This window comes from Streptomyces sp. NBC_01260, from assembly GCF_036226405.1.
In the GTDB taxonomy this organism is placed as follows: Bacteria; Actinomycetota; Actinomycetes; order Streptomycetales; family Streptomycetaceae; genus Streptomyces; species Streptomyces laculatispora.
In genome coordinates this window covers 4947440-4969368 of the sequence record NZ_CP108464.1, presented here as the reverse complement: position 1 = coordinate 4969368, position 21929 = coordinate 4947440, and the positions used below count along the sequence as shown (strand labels likewise).

The following is a 21929-nucleotide window of genomic DNA, read 5'->3' as shown; positions in this document are numbered from 1 at the left end:
GGCGCCGTGGACGGTGTTGGAGACTTAGCGCAGGGGCTGCGGTCCGTCGAGGTGGTGGGGTTCGGGGCACTGAACGTCGACTACATCGCGAGCGCGTCCCGGCTGTCGGCCGGGATGACGGAGCAGGTGTCGGAATCGACGGCCCGCTTCGAGTGGAACACCGAGGGACCGGTCGACGCCGCGACCATCGCCAGGGCGATCGAGCGGTTGGGCACCTCGTCGCTGGACGCCTCGCTGGGCGGGTCGGCGTGGCTGACCATCTTCACGCTGGCCCAGATGCGGCTCGACATCCGGCTCGGGTACGTCGGGGTGGTCGGCCGGATGGAGACCCCCGGGCTGTCCTTCGTGGGACAGATGGACCGGCTCGGGATCGACCGGCGGTTCGTGGGGCGGCGCCCCGACCTGCTGTGCGGGGTGTGCCTGTCCTACCCGGACGACGTGGAGCGGGTGATGCTCACGCATCCGGGCGCGAACTTCGCGATGGCGGATCACCTGCTTCGGTACGGCGATCAGATCGCCGACTACCTCGCCGCGGCACGGATCGTGCATGTCACCTCCTTCCTGGACGCGGACACGCCCCCGCTGATGCTGCGCGTGCTCACCGACGCGCGCCTGCGCAATCCGGCACTGAGGATCAGCTTCGACCCGGGATTCGACTGGGCCGAGCACCGGAGCGAGGCGATCGACGGAATCCTCGCCCTGAGCGACCTGCTGTTCGTCAACCACCGCGAATTCAGGGCGCTGGGCGAGTACGCGCTCGGCGAGTCCGACGAGGTGCTCTCCGCCCGGGTTCTGGCCCGGTGCTCTGCCACGGCGACGGTGTTCGTCACCAAGCGCTACGACTTCGTGAAGGTCTTCCGTTCCTCCCCGCAGGGCGTCCTTGAGCAGCGGTTCCAACTGCGCAGGCCCGTACGCGAGAAGCCACTGGAGGACGCCACCGGTGCCGGAGACGTGTTCGCCGCCTCCGTCCTCGCGGCAGCCACCTCCCGGCGGCTGCAGGTGGAGCTCGGCTCCTACCTCGGCCTGAGCCTGTCACGGCACCGCACCGCACACCGCCCGGCCTCCGGCGCGTCAGCGCTGGGCCGGGACGGTTTCCTGCAGTCGGCCGAGACCCTGACCGGGCCGGGAGCCCGGGCCACCGCGGTACTGGTGGCCCACGACGGCGGCGCGCAGTGGCAGACCCTTCGGCAGTTCCTGGTCGAGGACTGTCACCTCACGGTCCATGCGCTCAGCGTCGAGCACGCGTCCGGCCCTGAGTACGCCCGGCTGATGCGGGAGCAGCTGGCCCGCAGCGGCTTCGCGGTGTGCGTGCTCTCCGCCACCCGCCTGATGGGCGGCGGGAGCAGGCGCGCCGGCGAGGACACCGTTCACCAGGTCGGCATCTTCCAGGGCTACTACGGCTTCGGACGCGTCGCCATCCTGGCCGAGGAGGGATGCGAACCGTTCTCCAACAACGCGGGTCTGATTCGGCTCGACTACGGGCCCGACCGTATCCACAGCACGTTCTTGGAGTTGGAGCGGATGCTGATCAGGGAGGGCATTCTGACGCGAGGAGGCAGTCGCCATGACCAGTGACCCCACCAACAGGCCGGCGGTTTCGCCACGCCCCGGCTTCGCGCTGGATGTGGTCGGGATCGGAGCCCTGAACCTCGACTACATCACCCACTCCGACCGGGAGAGGGGCTCCGAGCGGGGAAAGGACACCGAGCGCCCCACGCCGCTCGTCGAACGGATCGCCGGTCTGCTCGACGCCGGGCGGCCGGCACCCGAGTGGGGCACGGAGAGTGCCGTTGACGAGGCCACCGTGTACGCGGCACTGGAAGCCGTCAACGCCGCGTCCCTCCAGACCTCGCTCGGAGGCTCCGCCTACAACGCCATCCACACGCTCGCGCAGCTCCAGCTCGACCTGCGCCTCGGATACGTCGGCGTCGCCGGGCGCGTGCCCGGCCCGGGTCTGTCGGCCGTTCAGCAGATGGAAGCACTGGGCGTGGACCATTCGTTCGTCTTCCGCGACGACGAGCACCTGTGCGGCGTGTGCTTCTCCTTCACCGAGGACGGTGAACGCACCCTGCTCACCCATGCCGGTGCCAATGCCGCCATGGCCGACCACCTTGACCGTTCCTTCGACGAGCTCGTCGCCTACCTGTCCGACGCCCGGGTCATCCACGTCACCTCCTTCCTCGACGACCGCACCCCCGCGCAGCTCCTCGCCCTTCTCACGGCGGTCAAGCGGGCCAGCCCCCACACCCTGATCAGCGTCGACCCCGGCCACGTCTGGAGCGCCCAGCCCACCCCGGAGACCGAAGCGATCGTCGCGCTGGCCGACTACCTGCTGCTCAACCACCGCGAGTTCCACGAACTGGGCCGCCGCACCGACCAGGACACCGAGGCGGATGTCGCCGCGCGCCTCCTGGATCGGGTCACCGGCGACCGCAGTGTGATCGTGGTGAAACGCCGCGCGGGAATCCAGTCCTGGCGCCGCGAGAGGGGCAAGGCCCTGGATGACTTCTACTCCCAGGCGGTGCTCCCCGACGACCAGGTCGAGGACGCCACCGGCGCCGGCGACGTCTTCGCCGCCGGCCTGATCGCCGTCATCACCGGAGACCGGCTTCAGGTCGAACTCGGCTCCCTGCTCGGCATGGCACTCGCACGCCACAAGCTGCGCTACGTGGGCAGCCACGGCCACGGCCAGTTCGCCGAGGTCACCCGGGACTTCATCCGCTCCCTGGACGCGGCCCGTCGTACGGCGGGCCGCCCCGTGGGGGTCTTCGTCGCCCATGGACGCAATCCCGAATGGCTGGCCGTCAAGGCCTTCGTGGAGCGGCGGTTCGGTCTGCCCGTCTACTCCTTCGAGTCCGATGCGTGGGGCAGCCGCCAGGTCACCGAGGCGCTCGCGGACTACATGCAGCGCTGCAGCTTCGCGATCTGCGTACTCACCGCGGAGGACACCACGGGGGACGGGCACCTGGTCGCCCGCCAGAACGTGATCCACGAGATCGGCCTGTTCCAGGGCCACTGCGGGTTCGACCGGGTGCTGGTCCTGGCCGAAGAGGGCTGCGAGTCCGTTCCCGCGGTCGCCGCGCCGTACACGATCACCTTCCCGCGCAACGCCATCGACAAGACGTTCTGGCACCTGGACCGGGCGCTCCGGACCCACGGATTCGAGCGTACGTAGTCCCATGCCGAGAGCCCCCGTGCACCAGGTGCACGGGGGCTCTCGTCGCTCCGGTCCCCCGTCCCCACAGGTAACCGGCGCTTCCGGGGCCGCGCTCCGCTCAGGCGCGGCTCCGGAGGTCAGCGGCTCTCCGGCGGCGGCTCAGACGCGGGTCAGCTCGCGCTCACCGCCGGGGTCCGGACCGGCGCCGTCCCCGGCCGGGGCGCCGAGCTCCTTGCGCAGCCCCTCGCCCTCCACGTCCACGTTGGGCAGCACCCGGTCCAGCCAGCGCGGCAGCCACCAGGCGCGCTTGCCGAGCAGGGCGAGGACCGCGGGCACGATGGCCATCCGCACGACGAACGCGTCGAAGAAGACGGCGATGGCCAGCGAGAAGCCGATCATCTTGATCATCTGCTCGCTGGAGCCGATGAAGCCGGAGAAGACCGCCATCATGATCACGGCCGCGGCCGTGACCACCCGGGCGCCGTGCTTGAAGCCGGTGACGATCGCCTGGCCGGGCTTCTCCCCGTGGACGTACGCCTCACGCATCCGGGTCACGAGGAAGACCTCGTAGTCCATCGCGAGACCGAAGACCACACCCACCATGAAGATCGGCATCATCGACATGATCGGACCGGTCTGCTCGACCCCGAAGAGCGAGCCGAGCCAGCCCCACTGGAAGACCGCGACGACCGCGCCCAGGGCCGCGACGACCGAGAGCAGGAAGCCGAGCGCCGCCTTCAGCGGCACCAGCACCGACCGGAAGACCACCATCAGCAGCAGGAAGGCGAGGCCGACGACGAGTGCCAGGTACGGCAGCAGCGCGTCGTTCATCTTCTGCGAGAAGTCGATGTTCATCGCGGTGGAACCGGTGACCAGGACCTCGGCGCCGGTGTCGGACTTGATGTCCGTGCCCGCGTCGCGGATCGCGTGGACCACGTTCTCGGTCTCGACCGAGCTCGGCCGGTCCTTCGGGACGACGGTGATCATCGCCGCGTCGCCGGCCTTGTTGAAGTTGGCCGGGGTGACGGCGACGACACCGGGCATGTCGGAGATCTCGTCGCCGACCCGCTTGGCGGCGGCCTTGCCGTCGGAGCTGTTCTCCGTGTCGACGACGACCATCAGCGGGCCGTTGAACCCGGGGCCGAAGCCCTCGGAGAGCAGGTCGTAGGCGCGACGCTGCGTGGTGCTGGTGGGCTGGGAGCCGTCGTCCGGCAGGCCCATCTCCAGGGAGGCGGCCGGGATCGCGATCGCGCCCAGGCCGAGGACGCCGACGAGCAGCACCCACACGGGCTTGCGCAGCACGAACCGCGCCCAGCGGGTGCCCATGTTCGGCTTGGCCTCGGGCCTGTTCTCGGCCTCGGCGGCCTTGCGTGCCTTGCGCCCCATGACCCGCTTGCCCGCGAAGCCCAGCAGGGCCGGGACGAGGGTGAGCGCGATGAGGACGGCGATGGCGACCGTGCCGGCCGCGGCGAAGCCCATCTTCGACAGCATCGGGATGTTGACGACGGCCAGGCCGACCAGGGCGATGACCACGGTGAGGCCGGCGAAGACGACCGCGGAACCAGCCGTGCCGACCGCGCGTCCCGCCGCCTCCTCGCGCTCCCGGCCATCGGCCAGTTCGGCGCGGTAGCGGGAGACGATGAAGAGCGCGTAGTCGATGCCGACCGCGAGGCCGATCATCATCGCGAGGGTCGAGGTGGTGGAGCCGAGGTCCAGCACATTGGCCAGCGCCGTGATCGACGAGACGCCGATGCCGACGCCGATCAGCGCGGTGAGCAGGGGCAGCCCCGCCGCGATGAGCGATCCGAAGGTGATGACCAGCACCACCGCGGCCAGGGCGACACCGATGATCTCGGTGGCGCCGGTCTCCGGCATCACCTGGAGCGCGTCACCGCCGATCTCCACGGTCATGCCGGTCTTCTGCGCCGCCTCGCCCGCGTCCTCCAGGGCGGTCCGGGTGTCGTCGGTCAGCTCCATCGAGTTGACCTTGTAGGTCACCGAGACGTACGCGGTCGAGCCGTTCTTGGAGACGGCGTTGCCCGTGTACGGGTCGACGACCGAGGCCACCTGGTCCGAGCCGGACTTCAGCCGGCTGGTGATCTTCTTGACGTCGGCCTTGTTGGCCGGGTCCGTCATCTTCTCGTTCCCGGGGGCCTTGAAGACGATGCGCGCGGTCGCGCCGTCGGCACTGGCAGCGGGGAATCGCTGTTCCAGCAGGTCGAAGGCCTTCTGGGCCTCCGTGCCCGGGATCGAGAAGGAGCTGGAGGTGGCGGTGGACGCGGAGGCCGCGCCGAATCCGGCGAGCGCCAGCAGTGCCACCCAGATCAGGGCGACATAGCGGCGGCGCCGGAAGGCGAGCCGTCCGATTCTGTAGAGGAATGTGGCCACGGAGGCGTACTCCCGGTCAGGTCGTGAGTGGAAAAAGGCATGACGAACCAGCCCGACGACGAGAGCGGCGTGTCAGGTGGGGCTTGGGGAGAGGGCGGTGCGAGGGACGGGGGTCAGAGTCCGAGAGCGGGGAGAATCACGGAGTCGACGTAGTCGGTGAGGAACGCGTGGTCTACGGCGCGGTCCTCGATCAGCTGCCGAGCGGTGAACGCGCCGATCAGCATGTGCGGTACGTACTTCAGCGCCGGGTTGTCCGGGCTCAGCTCACCCCGGTCCAGGGCTCGGCCCAGCAGCGCTTCGAGACCGGTCAGTTCCGGCTCGACCAGCAGTTCGCGCAGGGCCTGGAGGAGGTCGGGGTTGTTGTGGACGGCATGGCTCAGACCCCGCATCAGCGCGGCGTCCTTCTCCATCTGGCAGTCATCGGTACGGCTCAGGACGGCATGGAAGTCACCGCGCAGCGAGCCGGTGTCGACCTCGCCGAGGGATACGGGCTTGTTGTGCCGCAGAGCCGTGACGACGAGCTCGGGCTTGCTCCCCCACTGGCGGTAGAGGGTGGCCTTGCTGGAACGGGTGCGCGCGGCGACGGCGTCCATGGTCAGGGCGTCGTAGCCGACCTCGCGGAGCAGGTCGAGCACGGCGGCGTACAGCTCGCCCTCACGCTCGGGCGTGAGCCGTGTGCGTGCCATGTGTCGACCCCCGATCCTCAGCTCGCGCGATGCGTATGTCACTCGATCGAATGTCAGTCAATCGAACGAAACTGTTTCGTACACATCGACGGTACCCCGGGCATCCAGCGAAACGAAGTCGTTTCGCTTGTGTTCCGCACCACAAGTTGCCGCCGCCCTCGTGCACGGAAAGCATTGAGGGGTGAGTGACGACGTCTCGTATCTCCGGTTCCCGCACCTCCACGAGGATCAGCTCTGCTTCGCGGCAGAGGACGATCTCTGGGTCGCCCCCCTCGTCCCCGAGGGCGACCGGCCCGGACGCGCCTGGCGGGTGACCGTCGACCGCACCAGAGTCAGCCATCCGCGCTTCTCCCCCGACGGGACCCGGATCGCGTACACGACCTGGCGCAGCCTCGACCCCGAGATCCATCTGGCGCCGGTCACCGGCGGTCCGGCCCGCCGGCTCACCTACTGGGGTTCGACGGACGCCCGGGTCTGCGGCTGGACGCCGGACGCCGGGGACGCCGCGCAGATCCTCGCCGTCTCCTCGCACCGGCAGCCGTTCTCGTACTTCTCCTGGGCCTACAGTCTGCCCACGGACGGCAGCCCCGGCGGCAGGCTGCCCTGGGGCCCGGTCTCCGACATCGCCGTCGCGGACATCGGGGGCGAGCGCCGCACCCTGCTGCTCTCCGGCACCCCGCCGCACGAGCCGGCCGCCTGGAAGCGGTACCGGGGCGGGGCGACGGGGCGCCTGTGGCTGCACGGCGAGCGGCTGCTCCCGGACATCGGCGGACACCTCGCCTCGCCGATGTTCGTCGCCGGCCGGATCGCCTTCCTCTCCGACCACGAGGGCGTCGGCAACCTCTACTCCTGCCTGCCCGACGGCGGCGATCTGCGCCGCCACAGCGACCACAACGCCTTCTACGCCCGGCACGCCTCCAGCGACGGGCGGCGGGTCGTCTACCAGTGCGCGGGCGAGCTGTGGCTGGCCGACGACCTGGAGTCGCCGGGCGCGGTGCCCCGCAAGCTGGAGGTACGGCTCGGCGGTCCGCGCGCCGGCCGGCGCACCTACCAGGTGCCGGCCGCCAGCCATGTCGACTCGCTCTCCGTGGACGAGACCGGCCGCGCCAGCGCCGTATCGGTACGCGGCAGCCTGTACTGGCTCACCCACCGCGACGGGCCCGCCCGCACCATCGCCGACACCCCGGGCGTACGGGTCCGGCTGCCGGAGATGCTCGGCAGCGGCGGCCAGGTGGCGTACGTGACGGACGCGGCGGGCGAGGATGCGATCGAGATCGCCTACCTGCCGCGTGCCAGCGGCGACCGCGCCCCGCGCCGGCTCGCCTCCGGCCTGGTCGGCCGGGTCCAGGAGCTGATCGCCGACCCGGACGGCGAGACGCTCGCGATGGCCTCGCACGACGGCCGGCTGCTCCTCCTGGACACCGCGGAGGACGCAACCGGCGAACCCGTCGAACTGATCCGCTCCGTCAACGGCCCGGTCCGCGATCTGGCGTTCTCCCCGGACGGGGCCTGGCTGACCTGGTCGCACCCCGGCATCGGCCGCTCGCTGCGCCAGATCAAACTCGCCCGGATCATGGGTGCCGACTCCCCCGTGATCGTCGATGTCACCAACGGCCGCTTCGAGGACGAGAACCCCGTCTTCACGGGCGACGGCCGCTACCTCGCGTTCCTCTCCTGGCGCGGCTTCGACCCGGTGTACGACGTGCACACCGGCGACCTCTCCTTCCCGCTCGGCTGCCGCCCGTACCTGGTCCCGCTCTCCTCGGCGACCCCCTCCCCCTTCGCGCTCTCCCCCGACGGCCGGCCGGCCGCGGGCGGCCTCGACCCGTTGGACTCCGCCGAGGCGGGTACGGCCGAGGGGTCCACGGTCACCGTCGAGTTCGAGGGACTGGAGAACCGGGTCACGCCCTTCCCCGTCTCCGCCTCCAAGTACTCGGCGCTGTACCCGGTCAGCGGCGGCGGACTGGTCTGGCTGCGCTGGCCGATCTCCGGCGCGCTCGGCGAGACGTTCGCCAACCCGGCGGACATGTCGGGCCGGCCGACCCTGGAGCACTTCAGCATCGCCAAGGCGAAGAAGACCGAACTCGTCGGCCACCTCGACTGGTTCGCCGTCAGCGGCGACGCCTCCCGGCTGGTCGTGATGGACGACGGCGAGCTGCGCGCCGTCCCCGCGACCGAGCCCGGCGACAACGACTCCACGGTCTACCTGGACCTGCGCCGCATCCTGCACGACGTCGACCCGGCGGCGGAGTGGCGGCAGGCGTACGGCGAGGCCGGGCGCATCATCCGCTCCTACTTCTGGGAGCCGGACATGTGCGGCATCGACTGGGACGCGATCCTGGACCAGTACCGCCCCCTGGTCGAACGGGTCGCCACCCCCGACGAGTTCGCCGATCTGCTGCGCGAAGTCCTGGGCGAACTGGGCACCTCGCACGCGTACGTGGCCCCCGCCCGCCGCAACGAGGGCCCGCCGCACTACCAGCGGGCGATGGGCATGCTCGGCGCGAACCTGGTGTGCCGGGACGGCGACTGGACCATCCAGCGCATCCTGCCCGGCGACTCCTCGGACTCCAAGGCCCGCTCCCCACTGGCCGGTACGGGCATCAGGGAGGGCGCGGTCCTCACCCACGTGGACGGCCGCCCGGTGGACCCGGTCACCGGCCCCTACCCGCTGCTCTCCGCCGCGGGCGGCACCACGGTCGAGCTGACCTTCCGGCCGGCCGAGGGCGAGGGCCGCTCCCGCCGGGTCGCGATCGTCCCCCTGGTCGACGAACGCCCGCTGCGCTACCAGGACTGGGTGGCCAAGCGCCGCGAGGTCGTACGGGAGATGAGCGACGGCCGCTGCGGCTACCTCCACATCCCCGACATGGGCGGCTCCGGCTGGGCCCAGTTCAACCGGGACCTGCGCCTGGAGGTCTCCCGCCCGGCCCTGATCGTGGACGTACGCGGCAACGCGGGCGGCCACATCAGCGAACTCGTCGTCGAGAAACTCACCCGCACGATCCTCGGCTGGGACCTCACCCGCGACGCCCAGCCCGTCAGTTACGCCTCCAACGCCCCCCGCGGCCCGGTGGTCGCCCTCGCCGACGAGGCGACGTCCTCCGACGGCGACATGATCACCGCCGCGTTCCGCCTGCTGGAACTGGGCCCGGTGGTGGGCCAGCGCACCTGGGGCGGCGTGGTCGGCATGACCGGCCGCCACCGGCTGGGCGACGGCACGGTGATCACGGTGCCGATGAACGCGGCCTGGTTCGACGCGTACGGCTGGTCGGTGGAGAACCACGGCGTCTCCCCCGACGTGGAGGCCCTGCGCACCCCCCTGGACTGGGCGGAGGGCCGGCACGCGGTTCTGGACGACGCGGTCTGGATGGCCCTGGACCTCCTGGCCGCGCACCCGGAGGCGACCCCGCCGACGTACGAGGCGGCCCCCAACCGGCAGCGGCCGCCGCTGCCGCCGCGGTAGGCGTCCGGTCCACCGCGGACATGAAGGAGACGGTGCCGCTGAGTAGCCGGCCTTCGGGGGTGCCGTCGTTGATGCGCTTGCCGCGTACGTCAAGAGGCGGAACCCTTCCCCCCTCAGCGCCCGGCCCGACCACCAGCCGCCGCGTCAGCCGCTCACCCCGGGGCTCACCGCGTCGGCCCGGCCCCGGACCTGCCCGGGCCGGAGCCCGGCGGGCGCCCGTAGCTCGCACCACACCGTCTTCCCGTACGGCCCCTGCTCCACGCCCCACCGCAGCGCGAACGCGTCCACGAGCAGCAGCCCCCGCCCGGACTCCTCACCTCGCGCCGCGATCCGTATGACCGGCCAGACATCGGGCGCGGGATCGCTCAGCCCGACGCGGACCCGTCCGGAACCCGTGCCGCTGACCCGCAACGTGACCGGTGTTCCCTCACCGACGTGCACGATCACATTGGTCAGCAACTCACTGACGCAGAGCAGCAGACCGGGAACGTCCGCTTCCCCGAACCGCGACCGCAGCATGCGACGCATCTCCGGTACGGCCTCCGGCACGGCGAGCAGGTCCACCGTGAACGGCAGCGGCGTCATCCCCCGGCCGCCAGGCGCAGCGCATCGGTCAGCCGGCGCGCGGTCACCACCGTGCAGTTGCCGAGGGCGACGAGCGGCGGGTGGTTCGTCCACCCGGCGAGCGTCAGCGGGTCGACGCCAAGCGACGGCAGGGTGATGCCGTGCGCGGCGAGCGCGGCGCGCAGCGCGTCGATGTCCTCGACGATGTCGTACGTGGGTGTGTCCTGCCTGTCGTGCGCCGAGCCGTCCATCTTCTCGCCCATGAGGAGCCGTACACCTTTCGTTGCTGACTGTGACGAACGCCTCACACGCTGCCGCACGGGTCTCTACCGTGGAAGGGATTACCGCTCCACAGAGAACAGCGCGAAAGGCGGTCAACGGTGGCCACACGCAAGGAGATCGACGGCTCGGCGGGAGTCCCGCAGTTCTACGGGAACGAGCTCCGCTTCAAACGGGAGGAAGCGGGCCTGACCCTGGAGAAGCTGGTGGACGGCAGCTTCTTCGGCATCACGTACCTGAGCGAGATCGAGCACGGCCACCGCCGGATGCCGGTGGAGCTGGCGCGGCATGTGGACCGGGTCCTGGGGACGGACGGGTTCTTCCAGCGGCGGTGCGAGGACGTGCGGAAGGCGAAACGGGGTCCTCACGCCGAATACTTCGCCGAGCTCACGGAAGCCGAGACGCGAGCCCGCTCCATCGGCGAATGGTCAGGCACGCTGATCCCGGGGCTGCTCCAGACCAGGTCGTACGCCCATGCCGTCGTCCAGTCCGCGCACTCCCTGGACACAACGGAGGAGGCCGAAGCCAAGGTCGACGGTCGACTGCGGCGGGCCCGGCTGTTCGACAACCCCAAGAAGCCCGAGTACTGGGTGATCCTGCACGAGTCTCTGGTGCACCAACCCATTCTCCCGCCTGCGGAGATGGCCGAGCAGCTGGATCACATCGCCGCCTTGGTGCAGCGCGGCCGCATCGTTGCGCAGATCCTTCCGTGGAATGGTCCGACCCGCGCGCTCACCGAACTGCCGCTCTTTCTCATGGATTTCGACAACGAGCCACCCCTGCTCTACACCGAGGGGCCCTACCACGGCCAGACCATCGACGATCCGGCGCTCGTGATGCAGTACCGCAAGACATACGATCGGCTGAGGGCCGCCGCACTGCCGCCGGAGGTGTCCCTCACCCTGATCAAAAGGGCGGCTGAGGAGTACCGGCATGGCCAGCACCGATCTTGACCTCAGCGCTGCCACCTGGCACAAAAGCAGCCACAGTAACGGCGACGGCGGCAACTGCCTTGAAGTAGCCGACGGCCTCCCCGGTCTCGTCCCCGTACGCGACTCCAAGCGCCCCGACGGCCCCGCGCTCATCGTGCACGCGGCTGCCTGGGCGCCCTTCGTGGAGTCCGTCAAGTCCGCCTGAAAGCAGCACTGTTCTCGTCACGCCGTCCGAGTAAGCACACCGGCGAACGTTGCACTGTCCGGCTCATGGAGCGGCCCGGTGCGGACGCTCCTCGCGGTAGCCGTCCTCGCGTTGTCCGCCGCTTGCACGATGTCGAGTGACAGCGACGGCGGCGAGGCCGCGTCGTCGTGCGCGGCCCTGGTCGAGTACCAGAACCGCACCTACTTGGGCCGGGGAACGTGAAGGTCACGGTCGGGGAGAAGCTCGGGACCGCCACCGAGCCGCCGTGCGACGACACGCCGAACGATGGCCAGGACGAACCGGCGACGCCGGCCTCGCGAACCGCCTACGCGGTCGAGGGGGTGGCCCCCGGCATCGCGATCGGGGTGGAAGGCGTCGGCTCATGACACGCGCGAGAGGCGCGCCCGGAAACCCGGGCACGCCCCTCACAGCTAACGCGCAGACACGCAAGCGACAGCCGCGTCAGCGGTCGAACTTCTCGCGCATGTCGTCCGCCGCGCCCCGGGCCTTGTCGCGACCCCGCTCAGACGCGCCGGAGGTCCGGTCGGACCGGTCCTGCGGCCGGTCCCGGCCCTCGCCCTTGCCGTCCTTCATCTTCTTCTGCGCCTGGTCGGCAAGATCCTGCGCCTTGTCCTTGAACTGGTCGGCGATGCCCATGCTGTTCACTCCTCTGTGTGGTGCGTGGGGGTTGGCCCCCGGAGGGGCCTCGACCAGACTGACACGGCCGGACATCCATCGCATTTCGATCAGTTACGCTGCGTACGCGCCGCCCGTTCGTCCTGGTCAGCGGCGCCTCCGGCGCCCACAAGGCCCTTGCCGACGCCCTCCAGCCGCGAGCCGTACCTCTTCATCTCGCGCTGGCCGACGACGCCGATCAGCGTCGGCAGGTAGCCCCGCACGGACTGCATCCCGCGCAGCCACCACTGTGCGTACACATGCGCCGAGCGCCGCTCGATGCCGGCCACTATCCGGTCGACGGCCGGGCCGAGCGGGTACGTCCGGTTCGACGGCCAGGGCAGCCGCTGCCGCAACTCCCGCATCACGTCGTCCTCGTCGGCGCCGCGCACCATGTCCGTATCGGTCCAGGAGAGGTAGCCGACGCCGACCTTCACTCCTCGGTAGCCGACCTCCGCGCGCAGGCTGTGGGCGAACGCCTCGACGCCCGACTTGGACGCGCAGTACGCGGTCATCATCGGCGCCGGGGTGATCGCGGCGAGCGAGGCGATCTGGAGGAAGTAGCCGCGGCTCTCCATCAGGATCGGCAGGAACGCCCGGCCGGTGACCGCGCCGCCGATCAGGTTGACCTCGATGACCCGTCGCCAGGCCACCGGGTCGGAGTCGACGAACGGGCCGCCCGAGGCGACGCCCGCGTTGGCGACGACGACGTCGATCTTGCCGAACCGCTCCTTGACCTCCTGCGCGACCCGGGACATCGCCTCGTGGTCGGTGACGTCCGCGTGCCAGTGGTCGCTGTCGCCGTGCAGCCGTTGCGAGACCTTCTTCAGCTCGTCCGGCTCCAGGCCGACGAGCGCCAGTGTCGCGCCGCGCGCCGAGAGCTTGCGGGCCAGCAGCTCGCCCACACCGCGCGCCGCGCCCGTGACGACGACGACCTGACCTTCGAGACTGCGCCTGCCGCTCATGCGACCTCCTCTTCCTTGCTCTCGACTTCAGCCGTTTCGCGCACCGGGAGGCACGCGGTCACCAGTTCCCTTATTTTCTCCGTGACCGCCTCCGGCGCCTCCACCGGCGTCATGTGCCCCAGGCCCGCCAGCTCGGTGAGCCCCAGGCAGTCCGGGAGCGCCGCCGCGATGGCGCGGGCGTGGACGGGCGGGGTCAGCCGGTCCTCCGTACCCGCGATCACCGCGGTGGGCACCCGCAGCTCCCGTACGCCCTCGTCGAGATCGAGGCCGGCCAGGACATGGCCCCAGGCGACCCGGGGGACGCGAGGACAGGCGTGCACGATCCGGGCACAGGTGTCGACCCGGTCGGGAGCCGAACCCGCCCCCATCGTCGCGTACTTGAGGATGCGGCGGGAGAGCGGGGTGACCGGTCCGAGCGGTGCCCGCGCGCCGAGGACGGCCCGGGTGATCCGAGTCCGGACCGCACCGGCCCGCAAGGGCACGACCCGCGATTCGGCGATCAGCCCTGAGCTGCCGGTGCTGCACAGCAGTACGGCGGCCGCGTGCTCGCGCAGACCGGCCCGGCGCGCGGCGGCCATGATCGTCATGCCGCCCATGGAGTGCCCCACGAGTACGGCCTTCTCCGCCGGTTCCAGCGTGGCGGCGAGCACCGCTTCGAGGTCGTCGGCCAGCGCGCCGGTCGTGTATCCGGCGGGGCCGACCGCGGGTGAGGTGCCGTGGCCCCGCTGGTCGTAGGCGATGACGCGGTGGTCCACGGCCAGGTCCCGGATCTGCGCGTCCCAGAAACTGGTGTTGCAGGTCCAGCCGTGGGACAGGACCACCGCGGGGGCGCCGTCCTGTCCGTGCACCTCGACGTGGAGGCGGGAGCCGTCGGCGGAGACGGCCATGAGTTCGCGCACGGGGACCGGCCGGGTGCTCCCGCTCCGCAGCGGGCGGCTCATCCGGCGACCTCCTCGGCGACGGCCTGCCTCGCGTCCCGCTGCGCGGGCACCCGTACGACCTGGTACTCCGAGAGGTCGACCGTCCGCGTCACCTTGCGGAACTCGGCGGTGGTGCCCGGCCAGACCGTGGTGTTGCGCCCGTTGGCGTCCAGGTACCAGCTGGTGCAGCCGCCGGTGTTCCAGACCGTGCGCTTCATGCGCTCCTGGACGCGGCGGTTCCAGGACCCGACCGCCGAGGGCCGCGCGTCGAGCGCCACCCGTCCGCCGAGTACGTCCAGTTGGCGGAGGTAGTCGGCCATGTAGTTCAGCTGGGCCTCGATCATCAGGATCATCGAGGAGTTCCCCAGGCCCGTGTTGGGGCCGATGATCGTCATCCAGTTGGGGAAGCCGGCCGCGCTCGCGCCACGCAGCGCCTGCATGCCGCCCTTCCACGACTCGGCGAGCGTGCCGCCCTCAGCGCCCACCACCCGCTCGGCGATCGGCATGTCCGTCACATGGAAGCCGGTGCCGAAGACGATCGCGTCGACCTCGGCCTCCGTACCGTCGGACGCGACGGCCGTGGAGCCGCGCACCTCGGCGAGGCCGGAGGCGACGACGTCCACGTTGGGCCGGGCAAGCGCCGGGTAGTAGGCGCTGGAGAGCAGGATGCGCTTGCAGCCGATGCGGTACGAGGGGGTCAGCTTGGCCCGCAGCGCCGGATCCTTGATGGAGCGCGCCATGTTGGACTTGGCTATCCGCTCGACCAGACCCAGCTGGTCCGGGTGCTTGGTGAAGGCGCTGACCTGCAACTCCCGTATGCCCCAGAGCAGTCCGCGGCGCGCGGTGCCGGTGAAGGGCAGCGTGCGGTGCAGCCAGCGCTCGGCGCCGCTGATGGTGCGGTCCATCCGCGGCATGACCCAGGGCGGGGTGCGCTGGAACAGCGTGAGCTTCGCGGCCTTCGGCTGGATCGACGGCACGATCTGGATCGCGGAGGCGCCGGTGCCGATCATCGCGACGCGCTTGCCGGTCAGGTCCGCGTCGTGGTCCCAGCGGGCGGAGTGGAAGACCTTGCCGGGGAAGTCCGCGAGTCCGGGGATGTCGGGCATCTTCGGGTCGGAGAGCGGACCGGTCGCGGAGACGACGACATCGGCCAGGACCGTGGTGCCGTTCGCGCTCTCGATGACCCAGTGCAGCTCGTCCCCGTCCCAGCGCATCATCGTCACCTCATGGTTCAGCCTGAGGTGCGGACGCAGTCCGAAGGTGTCCGCGACATGTTCCAGGTAGGCGCGGATGTGCTCCTGCCCGGAGAAGGTGCGCGGCCACTCGGGGTTGGGAGCGAACGAGAACGAGTAGAGGTGGGACGGTACGTCGCAGGCGCAGCCCGGATAGCTGTTGTCGCGCCAGGTGCCACCCACCGAACCGGCGCGTTCCAGGATCACGAAATCGGTGATGCCTTCGCGGCGGAGCCGGACAGCGGCTCCGAGGCCCCCGAATCCGGATCCGATCACCGCCACTCGTACATGTTCGTGCTGGGCCATGCTGCCGCCTCCCCGCGGTACGTCACACGACTCTGCCAGCAATCACTGGCACTGTTGGGAGACTAGAGCAGCTCCGTACCGATGGGTAGGGGTGCGGCGAGGGAAAGTTACCGGCGGTACAACAAGCGGCCTCCGCCGCGGGGCAGGCCGGTAGGGTGCGGGGGTGGCTGACGGACACGAGCACCGCGAATACCGCATGGAGGAGCTGGCCAAGGAGGCCGGCATCCCCGTCCGGACCCTGCGCTTCTACCGGGAACGCGGCCTGATCTCACCGCCGCGCCGCGAGGGCCGCATCGCCTGGTACGACGACCACCACCTGGCCCGGCTCCGCACCATCACGGGCCTGCTGGAGCGGGGCCACACCCTCACCGGCATCGCCGACCTGGCCCGCACCTTCGAGAGCGGCCGGGATGTCGCCGAGGTGCTGGGCCTGGGCGAACCGACCGAGGAGACCCCGGTCCGGCTCACGCCCGAGCAGCTCGCGGACTACTTCGAGGGCGAGTCCACCCCGGAGAACCTGGCGGCCGCGATGGAGCTGGGCTACCTCGGCACGGACGGCGACGAGATCGTGCACATCAGCCGCCGCCTCCTGGAGGTGTCGGCCGAACTGGTGCGGGAGGGGGTCCCGCTCGCCACCGTCCTCGCCGCCGGCCGCCGGGTCCGCGAGCACGCGGACGCGCTGGCCGACCTCTTCGTCGCGACCCTGCGCGACCACAGCACGCAGCAGGAACCTCCCCAACTGCGGCCGCTGGCACGCGCGGTGGTGGACGCGGAACTCTCCATGGCCCTGGACCGGCGGCTGCGCCGCGACGCGGAGGGGGCGGGGCCGCCGGCCTGGTAGGGCTTTGTTACGTCTCTGGGCAAGCGGTCGTCCTGGTGGTTCCTGCTGGTATATCGACACCCTCACCCTCCTCGCCGGCAGCTGAGCGAGACGCGGGGGCGGCCACGACCCCGCCCATGGGTGCGCCGGCCCACGCCCGGTGCCGACTCCCCTCCGCTGCCGTCGAGTTCACCTTCCGTCAACGGGGCAACCATCTGCCTGTCGCGGGTGTCTCCTATGCGAGCCCTCACACCTCGTACGCCGCTGGCTCCACGTACGCGACCAAGGAGAATTTTGTGGGCATTCGCACCATGCTGGCCATAGCCGTCTGTGCTGCCACGGCGTTGTCGGGCGGCACGGCCGTCGCAGCTCCCGGCGGCACGTCCGCGGGTACGGCCGGGAGTACAGCAGCTACCACCGTGCGCGAGGACTTCAACGGGGACGGCTATCAGGACCTCGCCGTCGCCGCCCCCGCCGCCACGGTGGCCGGCCACTCCTGGGCCGGTTACCTCACCGTCAGCTACGGCTCGGCCAAGGGCCTGACGACAGCGAACACCACGGTCATCGATCAGAACACCCCGGGCGTGCCGGGGGTGCCCGGTGACGATCACGGCTTCGGCTACCGGATGTTCGCCGAGGACCTCGACCACGACGGGCTGACCGACCTCGCCCTGGTCACCCATGAATGGTTCTCGTCCGAAGGCTCTGCCATCAACGGCTCCGTCATCGTGCTGTGGGGCAACACCGGCGGCATCACCGGGCAGGGCGCGGCCCGTATCGCGGCTTCGAGCGACACCCAGGTGGGGGACAACCTCACCGCCGGTGACTTCGACGGCGACGGGACGAGGGACCTGATGATGCTTCACGGCGACGACGGGGATTTCCGCAGCGTGCTCTACGGGCCGTTCACCCGGGCCGGGTCGCCCGCCCGCGAGCAGCGGATCAACATGTTCGACACGGACAACTACATGTCGAACACCGCGGCCGGTGACTTCAACGGCGACGGCATCGAGGACCTGTGCACGTTCTACGTGTACGAGAACCACGCCGAGGGCGGCAAGCTGTGGCTGGGCACCCCGAAGGGCCTGTCCACGACCTCGACCCCACTCCCGAGCGCCGCGGCCACAGCGGTCGGTGACTTCGACAAGGACGGCAAGGACGACCTCGCCACCCGGGTGATCCCGAACGGCATCACGGAGGACCTGCCCACGGACCCCGGAACCATCAAGATCTACTACGGTTCCGCGTCCGGTCCGAGCACCACCCGGACGAAGACGATCACCCAGGACACCGCAGGCGTGCCCGGGGTGGGCGAGAAGGGCGACCAGTTCGGCGCCCGGCTCAGCGCGGGTGATGTCAACGGCGACGGTTACGCCGACCTGGCCGCGGGTGTGCCTTTCGAGGCCATCGAGAAGACCAAGGGGGCGGGCGCCGTGGTGCTGCTGAAGGGCGGCGCGGGCGGTCTGAGCGGTACCGGCTCGCAGTCCTTCCACCAGGACAGCGCGGGCGTGCCGGGCGTGGCGGAGACCGGTGACCACTTCGGCGGATCGGTCCGGCTGCTCGACATCAACAAGGACGGGAAGGCGGACCTGGCGGCCGGCGCCCCCGACGAGAACCTCGACGCGGTCGCGGACGGCGGTGCGGTGTGGGCGCTGCGTGGCGCCGCCGCCGGCCTGAGCACGACGGGCGCCTTCGCGTTCGACCCGGTCGACCTGGGCGCCCCGGTGCCGGGATCCCGGTTCGGTCTGGACCTGTCCAACGACAACGGGCCGAACATCGGCTGACGGGCAGCGGCTCGCCGCCGCCGGCCGGTGGCAGCGACGAGGGGGGCCTTCCCGTTCCGTACGACCGGAACGGGAAGGCCCCCTCTGCGTCTCAGGTGGCCGGGGTCAGGAGCGGGGCTCCTGCTCCTGTGCCTTCGCGCTGCGCTCGGCGTTGCGTCCACCCGCCCTAGTAGGAATTGCATCCGTGCACCCCGCACGAGGACGACCCTCCGCCGTGCGATCGCAGGCACCGGGCGCCGCCCGGCCTGGCCGAACGACGCCACCTTGTCGAAAACGCTCTAGCGGCGGGGCGATGCGGCGGCTTGAACCAGGAATCGTGCCAGGTCAGTGCTGCCCGGAAGGCTGTCGAGCGGGAGGGGCTGCGTGGCGACGGCACCCTCGTGCAGTACGAGGAGTTGGTTGGCGAGGGTGGCCGGGTGCGAGCACCCCGCTGTGGCGGCGAGCTCCTTGAACAGGCTCAGCAACCAGAGCTTCTGGTTCGCGGCGATGCGGTATGCGGGATGCGAGGGGTCCGGGAGTTCGGCCAGTGCGTTGATGAAGGCGCACCCGCGGGTGTTGGTTTCGCTCCAGGTCCGCAGCGCCTCGAAGGGTGCGGTGACGGCCTCGGCGGGAGTGGCACTGGCGTCAACGGCGGCACGGACAAGTGACCGCCAGCGCTGGTCGCGTTCCGTGAGGTAGGCCGCCACGAGATGGTCTTTCGAACCGAACTGGTTGTACAGGGTCCGCTTGGACACCCCTGAGTGCTCGGCGATCAGATCCACGCCGACCGCCGTGATCCCGCGGTTGTAGAACAGTTCCTCGGCGGCCGCCACGATGCGCCGACCGGCCGGAGTCATAGACGGCGCTTCCTGCACTGCGAGCCCCTTCACTGATCGGTGTACGGTGGGAGATGTTCACAGATCAGTATACCTTCAGGGAGGTTCAAGCGATGAGTGCGTCCCCGTTCATGCGAGCGGTGCGGATCACAGGGCACGGAGGACCGGAGGTTCTTGAGCTGACGGAGGTCGCTGTCCCCGCGCCGCAGGCAGGAGAGGCGTTGATCCAGGTCAGCGCGGTAGCGCTGAACAACACCGACCTGTGGACCCGAGAGGGCGCCTACGGCTGCCCGGGAGACCCGAAGGCACTGTCGGGCTGGCGCGGCCAGATCGACTTTCCGCGTATCCAGGGTGCCGACGTAGCCGGCCGGGTCGTGGCCGTCGGGGCCGGGGTGGAGGACAGCCTCATCGGCCGCCGCGTGGTCGTCGATCCCGCGATCTACGACACCGTAGGGCCGGACGCCAACCCGGTGGGTCTGATGGGGAGCGAACGCGACGGCGGGTACGCCGAGTACGTGACAGCACCCGTAGAGCGTGTACACGACGTGACGGAATCCCCGCTCACGGACGACCAGCTCGCGACGTTGCCGACTGCCTACGGCACGGCGCTGGGAATGATCGAGCGAGGCCGGCTGCGGAAGGGAGAAACCGCCCTGGTCTCGGGAGCGTCCGGCGGCGTCGGCCTCGCGCTGGTGCAGATCGCGCGTGCGCGCGGCGCAAGGGTGCTCGCCATCAGTAGCGGACCCAAGATCGATGCGGTGCGCGAGGCAGGCGCGCACGGAGTCATCGACCGCGCAGGAGACGTCGCCGAACAGATTCGCGCTGCCGCCCCCGAGGGCATCGACGTCGCACTCGACGTCGTGGCCGGCGAGCTGGTGGGTGAGGGGCTGCCGCTGCTTCGCGAAGGGGGCCGGTGGGTCATCGCCGGCGCACTCGGTGGCTACGACGTGGCCTTTGACGTGCGCCGCCTTTACCTGCACAACGCTCAGGTCATCGGGTCCGCGATGCACACGCCCACGCACTTCGACCTCCTCATGGACCTGGCCCGGCGGGCGGAGATTCAGCCCGTCATCGCCGCGGCCTTCCCACTGGACCAGGCCGCTCAGGCGCAGGAGGAGCTGTCCCGCAGGGGGCACGTGGGAAAGATCGTCATGCACCCCTGAGTTCCGTCCGACGCATCACGGGCGGAGCCATGGGCGGACCGCCGCGACGGTGACGGTGCCTCGGAACGGTGATGCCGGGGCGTTCTCCTTTCGCGGGATGTGTGGCTTCTTCTTCCGGGCCCCGGCCGCGTGCTGCCCCATGCGGGCTCCCGCACGGGCGGCGCACGCGCCCCGGGCGTCCGGCGAATCCCCGCTCCGGGGCAGACGCTCCCCTACTGCTCGTACACCACCGTCACCGGCGCGTGATCGCTCCACCGCTCGCCGTGCGTGGCGGCCCGCTCGACCCACGCCTTCACCGCGCGGGCGGCCAGTCCCGGGGTGGCCACCTGGTAGTCGATGCGCCAGCCCGTGTCGTTGTCGAAGGCGCGCCCGCGGTAGGACCACCACGAGTACGGGCCCTCGACGTCCGGGTGCAGAGCCCGTACGACATCGACGTACGCGGCCTCCCCGAAGACCCGGGTCAGCCACTCCCGCTCCTCGGGGAGGAAGCCGGAGTTCTTCTTGTTGCCCTTCCAGTTCTTGAGGTCGGCCTCCTGGTGGGCGATGTTCCAGTCGCCGCACACCACCACCTCGCGCCCACCGGCGGCGGCCCGCGCCTTCAGCCCGGCCAGGTAGGGCAGGAAGGCCGCCATGAAGCGCTCCTTCTCCTCCTGCTTCTCCGTGCCGACCTCGCCGGAGGGCAGATACAGGCTCGCGACCGTGACACCCGGCAGGTCGATCTCGACGTACCGGCCGCTCGCGTCGAACTCCTCGCTCCCGGCGTCACCGAAGGCGCCGAAGCCGATCTGTACCCGCTCGGGCGCCCGGCGGGAGTAGAGCGAGACCCCGGCACGGCCCTTGGCGGCGGCCGGCGCGTGGACGGTGTGCCAGCCCTCGGGCTCACGCACCTCCTCGGGCAGCTGCTGCGCCTCGGCCCGCACCTCCTGGAGGCAGATCACATCGGCGTCGGTCTGCGCCAGCCACTCGACGAAGCCCTTCTTGGCGGCGGCACGGAGACCGTTTACATTCACGCTGGTAACGGTGAGCATTCCGGCACGATACCGACACCCGCCATCCGCATACATGTACCATCGCCCGTATGAATATCCACACCCGTGCGTTCGACCACCCCGACGCCGTCAAACTCAACGATCGCGTGCAGCTCGAATACGCCGAGCGCTACGGGGACGAGGGCGATGTCACACCGCTGGACGCCACGATGTTCGATCCGCCGCACGGTCGCTATCTGATCGCCTACGACGCGTCGGACAGCCCGGTCGCCACCGGCGGCTGGCGCCCGCAGGAGCGGAACACCGAGGGGTACTCGGACGGGGACGCCGAGCTGAAGCGGATGTACGTGATCCCCGAGGGGCGCGGCCACGGCCTGGCCCGCCGCATCCTGGCCGCCCTGGAGGCCGACGCCCGTGCGGCCGGCCGCGTCCGCATGGTCCTGGAGACCGGCGACCAGCAGCCCGAGGCGATCGCCCTGTACGCCTCCAGCGGCTACGAGCCCTGCGAGAAGTTCGGCCACTACCGGACGTACGACAGCAGCCGCTGCTTCGCGAAGCCGCTGCTGGACATCACGCCCTGAGGCTC

21 protein-coding genes are annotated in these 21929 nt (G+C 70.6%); 11 read left to right on the top strand and 10 right to left on the bottom strand.

The genetic code is table 11. The annotated features are described in order from the left end of the window. Positions 1 to 6: 6 nt before the first annotated feature. On the top strand, positions 7 to 1575 hold the full coding sequence (locus tag OG322_RS22110) for a carbohydrate kinase family protein (RefSeq protein ID WP_266411816.1): 1569 nt from the start codon (positions 7 to 9) through the stop codon (positions 1573 to 1575). Beyond that, positions 1565 to 3175: a PfkB family carbohydrate kinase gene (locus OG322_RS22105; protein WP_241199998.1), complete on the top strand. Its 1611-nt coding sequence runs from the start codon at positions 1565 to 1567 to the stop codon at positions 3173 to 3175. The genes OG322_RS22110 and OG322_RS22105 overlap by 11 nt, the downstream gene beginning before the upstream one ends. A gap of 141 nt (positions 3176 to 3316) precedes the next feature. Here the strand turns inward: OG322_RS22105 and OG322_RS22100 are convergent, their stop codons facing one another. Beyond that, positions 3317 to 5545: an MMPL family transporter gene (locus tag OG322_RS22100; RefSeq protein WP_123459844.1), complete on the bottom strand. Its 2229-nt coding sequence runs from the start codon at positions 5543 to 5545 to the stop codon at positions 3317 to 3319. Positions 5546 to 5658: 113 nt separating this feature from the next. After that, on the bottom strand, positions 5659 to 6231 hold the full coding sequence (locus tag OG322_RS22095; RefSeq protein ID WP_123459845.1) for a TetR/AcrR family transcriptional regulator: 573 nt from the start codon (positions 6229 to 6231) through the stop codon (positions 5659 to 5661). Positions 6232 to 6412: 181 nt separating this feature from the next. Here OG322_RS22095 and OG322_RS22090 point away from each other — a divergent pair, with 181 nt between their 5' ends. Then, positions 6413 to 9694: a S41 family peptidase gene (locus OG322_RS22090; RefSeq protein WP_266411815.1), complete on the top strand. Its 3282-nt coding sequence runs from the start codon at positions 6413 to 6415 to the stop codon at positions 9692 to 9694. Between the two features lie 144 nt (positions 9695 to 9838). Here the strand turns inward: OG322_RS22090 and OG322_RS22085 are convergent, their stop codons facing one another. Both OG322_RS22085 and OG322_RS22080 read right to left on the bottom strand, forming a co-directional pair. Then, positions 9839 to 10279, bottom strand: a complete 441-nt coding sequence (locus OG322_RS22085) for an ATP-binding protein (protein WP_124284221.1) — start codon at positions 10277 to 10279, stop codon at positions 9839 to 9841. Continuing rightward, positions 10276 to 10521 carry a hypothetical protein gene (locus tag OG322_RS22080; protein ID WP_241199999.1) on the bottom strand — a complete coding sequence of 82 codons (246 nt, stop codon included), beginning with the start codon at positions 10519 to 10521 and terminating at the stop codon, positions 10276 to 10278. The genes OG322_RS22085 and OG322_RS22080 overlap by 4 nt, the downstream gene beginning before the upstream one ends. 117 nt (positions 10522 to 10638) lie before the next feature. Between OG322_RS22080 and OG322_RS22075 the strand changes: the two genes are divergently transcribed. The 4 genes from OG322_RS22075 (at position 10639) to OG322_RS22060 (ending at position 12060) form a co-directional block, all read left to right on the top strand. Next, complete coding sequence (locus OG322_RS22075; RefSeq protein WP_124284222.1) at positions 10639 to 11490, top strand: helix-turn-helix domain-containing protein; 852 nt, start codon at positions 10639 to 10641, stop codon at positions 11488 to 11490. Beyond that, the gene (locus OG322_RS22070) at positions 11471 to 11674 is read left to right on the top strand and encodes a DUF397 domain-containing protein (RefSeq protein ID WP_124284223.1); all 204 of its coding nucleotides are present in this window, start codon (positions 11471 to 11473) and stop codon (positions 11672 to 11674) included. Before OG322_RS22075 ends, OG322_RS22070 begins: the two co-directional genes overlap by 20 nt. 78 nt (positions 11675 to 11752) lie before the next feature. Then, the gene (locus OG322_RS22065; RefSeq protein WP_164494337.1) at positions 11753 to 11896 is read left to right on the top strand and encodes a hypothetical protein; all 144 of its coding nucleotides are present in this window, start codon (positions 11753 to 11755) and stop codon (positions 11894 to 11896) included. Beyond that, positions 11893 to 12060 carry a DUF6281 family protein gene (locus OG322_RS22060; protein ID WP_164494338.1) on the top strand — a complete coding sequence of 56 codons (168 nt, stop codon included), beginning with the start codon at positions 11893 to 11895 and terminating at the stop codon, positions 12058 to 12060. Before OG322_RS22065 ends, OG322_RS22060 begins: the two co-directional genes overlap by 4 nt. 76 nt (positions 12061 to 12136) lie before the next feature. On the opposite strand, the gene OG322_RS22055 is transcribed toward OG322_RS22060, so the two are convergent. The 4 genes from OG322_RS22055 to OG322_RS22040 form a co-directional block, all read right to left on the bottom strand. Further along, positions 12137 to 12331, bottom strand: a complete 195-nt coding sequence (locus tag OG322_RS22055) for a hypothetical protein (RefSeq protein WP_123459850.1) — start codon at positions 12329 to 12331, stop codon at positions 12137 to 12139. Positions 12332 to 12420: 89 nt separating this feature from the next. Then, positions 12421 to 13314: an SDR family oxidoreductase gene (locus OG322_RS22050; RefSeq protein WP_123459851.1), complete on the bottom strand. Its 894-nt coding sequence runs from the start codon at positions 13312 to 13314 to the stop codon at positions 12421 to 12423. Then, positions 13311 to 14255 (bottom strand): alpha/beta fold hydrolase, encoded by a 945-nt coding sequence (locus OG322_RS22045; protein WP_329306828.1) that lies wholly within the window; start codon positions 14253 to 14255, stop codon positions 13311 to 13313. The genes OG322_RS22050 and OG322_RS22045 overlap by 4 nt, the downstream gene beginning before the upstream one ends. Further along, positions 14252 to 15772 (bottom strand): flavin-containing monooxygenase, encoded by a 1521-nt coding sequence (locus tag OG322_RS22040; protein WP_329306827.1) that lies wholly within the window; start codon positions 15770 to 15772, stop codon positions 14252 to 14254. The genes OG322_RS22045 and OG322_RS22040 overlap by 4 nt, the downstream gene beginning before the upstream one ends. A gap of 196 nt (positions 15773 to 15968) precedes the next feature. Here OG322_RS22040 and OG322_RS22035 point away from each other — a divergent pair, with 196 nt between their 5' ends. Continuing rightward, complete coding sequence (locus tag OG322_RS22035; RefSeq protein WP_123459854.1) at positions 15969 to 16613, top strand: MerR family transcriptional regulator; 645 nt, start codon at positions 15969 to 15971, stop codon at positions 16611 to 16613. Positions 16614 to 16888: 275 nt separating this feature from the next. After that, complete coding sequence (locus OG322_RS22030) at positions 16889 to 18376, top strand: FG-GAP repeat protein (RefSeq protein WP_329306826.1); 1488 nt, start codon at positions 16889 to 16891, stop codon at positions 18374 to 18376. A gap of 278 nt (positions 18377 to 18654) precedes the next feature. Here the strand turns inward: OG322_RS22030 and OG322_RS22025 are convergent, their stop codons facing one another. Continuing rightward, positions 18655 to 19212 carry a TetR/AcrR family transcriptional regulator gene (locus OG322_RS22025; protein ID WP_329306825.1) on the bottom strand — a complete coding sequence of 186 codons (558 nt, stop codon included), beginning with the start codon at positions 19210 to 19212 and terminating at the stop codon, positions 18655 to 18657. A 92-nt stretch (positions 19213 to 19304) separates the two neighbouring features. On the opposite strand from OG322_RS22025, the gene OG322_RS22020 reads away from it, so the two are divergent. Continuing rightward, positions 19305 to 20354: a zinc-binding dehydrogenase gene (locus OG322_RS22020; protein ID WP_329306824.1), complete on the top strand. Its 1050-nt coding sequence runs from the start codon at positions 19305 to 19307 to the stop codon at positions 20352 to 20354. Positions 20355 to 20566: 212 nt separating this feature from the next. Here the strand turns inward: OG322_RS22020 and OG322_RS22015 are convergent, their stop codons facing one another. Continuing rightward, positions 20567 to 21382, bottom strand: a complete 816-nt coding sequence (locus OG322_RS22015; RefSeq protein ID WP_124284228.1) for an exodeoxyribonuclease III — start codon at positions 21380 to 21382, stop codon at positions 20567 to 20569. Between the two features lie 50 nt (positions 21383 to 21432). On the opposite strand from OG322_RS22015, the gene OG322_RS22010 reads away from it, so the two are divergent. Continuing rightward, entirely contained in the window at positions 21433 to 21924 is a 492-nt protein-coding gene (locus tag OG322_RS22010; RefSeq protein ID WP_123459864.1) for a GNAT family N-acetyltransferase, read from the top strand. Positions 21925 to 21929: the final 5 nt, after the last annotated feature.

What these genes read in the sequence shown, in the direction of transcription:
- OG322_RS22045 (WP_329306828.1), bottom strand. Translation starts at nt 14,255, where the DNA reads ATGAGCCGCCCGCTGCGGAGCGGGAGCACCCGGCCGGTCCCCGTGCGC.
- OG322_RS22080 (WP_241199999.1), bottom strand. Translation starts at nt 10,521, where the DNA reads ATGGGCGAGAAGATGGACGGCTCGGCGCACGACAGGCAGGACACACCC.
- OG322_RS22050 (WP_123459851.1), bottom strand. Translation starts at nt 13,314, where the DNA reads ATGAGCGGCAGGCGCAGTCTCGAAGGTCAGGTCGTCGTCGTCACGGGC.
- OG322_RS22035 (WP_123459854.1), top strand. Translation starts at nt 15,969, where the DNA reads ATGGAGGAGCTGGCCAAGGAGGCCGGCATCCCCGTCCGGACCCTGCGC.
- OG322_RS22085 (WP_124284221.1), bottom strand. Translation starts at nt 10,279, where the DNA reads ATGACGCCGCTGCCGTTCACGGTGGACCTGCTCGCCGTGCCGGAGGCC.
- OG322_RS22055 (WP_123459850.1), bottom strand. Translation starts at nt 12,331, where the DNA reads ATGGGCATCGCCGACCAGTTCAAGGACAAGGCGCAGGATCTTGCCGAC.
- OG322_RS22105 (WP_241199998.1), top strand. Translation starts at nt 1,565, where the DNA reads ATGACCAGTGACCCCACCAACAGGCCGGCGGTTTCGCCACGCCCCGGC.
- OG322_RS22040 (WP_329306827.1), bottom strand. Translation starts at nt 15,772, where the DNA reads ATGGCCCAGCACGAACATGTACGAGTGGCGGTGATCGGATCCGGATTC.
- OG322_RS22020 (WP_329306824.1), top strand. Translation starts at nt 19,305, where the DNA reads ATGAGTGCGTCCCCGTTCATGCGAGCGGTGCGGATCACAGGGCACGGA.
- OG322_RS22010 (WP_123459864.1), top strand. Translation starts at nt 21,433, where the DNA reads ATGAATATCCACACCCGTGCGTTCGACCACCCCGACGCCGTCAAACTC.
- OG322_RS22070 (WP_124284223.1), top strand. Translation starts at nt 11,471, where the DNA reads ATGGCCAGCACCGATCTTGACCTCAGCGCTGCCACCTGGCACAAAAGC.
- OG322_RS22025 (WP_329306825.1), bottom strand. Translation starts at nt 19,212, where the DNA reads ATGACTCCGGCCGGTCGGCGCATCGTGGCGGCCGCCGAGGAACTGTTC.
- OG322_RS22015 (WP_124284228.1), bottom strand. Translation starts at nt 21,382, where the DNA reads ATGCTCACCGTTACCAGCGTGAATGTAAACGGTCTCCGTGCCGCCGCC.
- OG322_RS22095 (WP_123459845.1), bottom strand. Translation starts at nt 6,231, where the DNA reads ATGGCACGCACACGGCTCACGCCCGAGCGTGAGGGCGAGCTGTACGCC.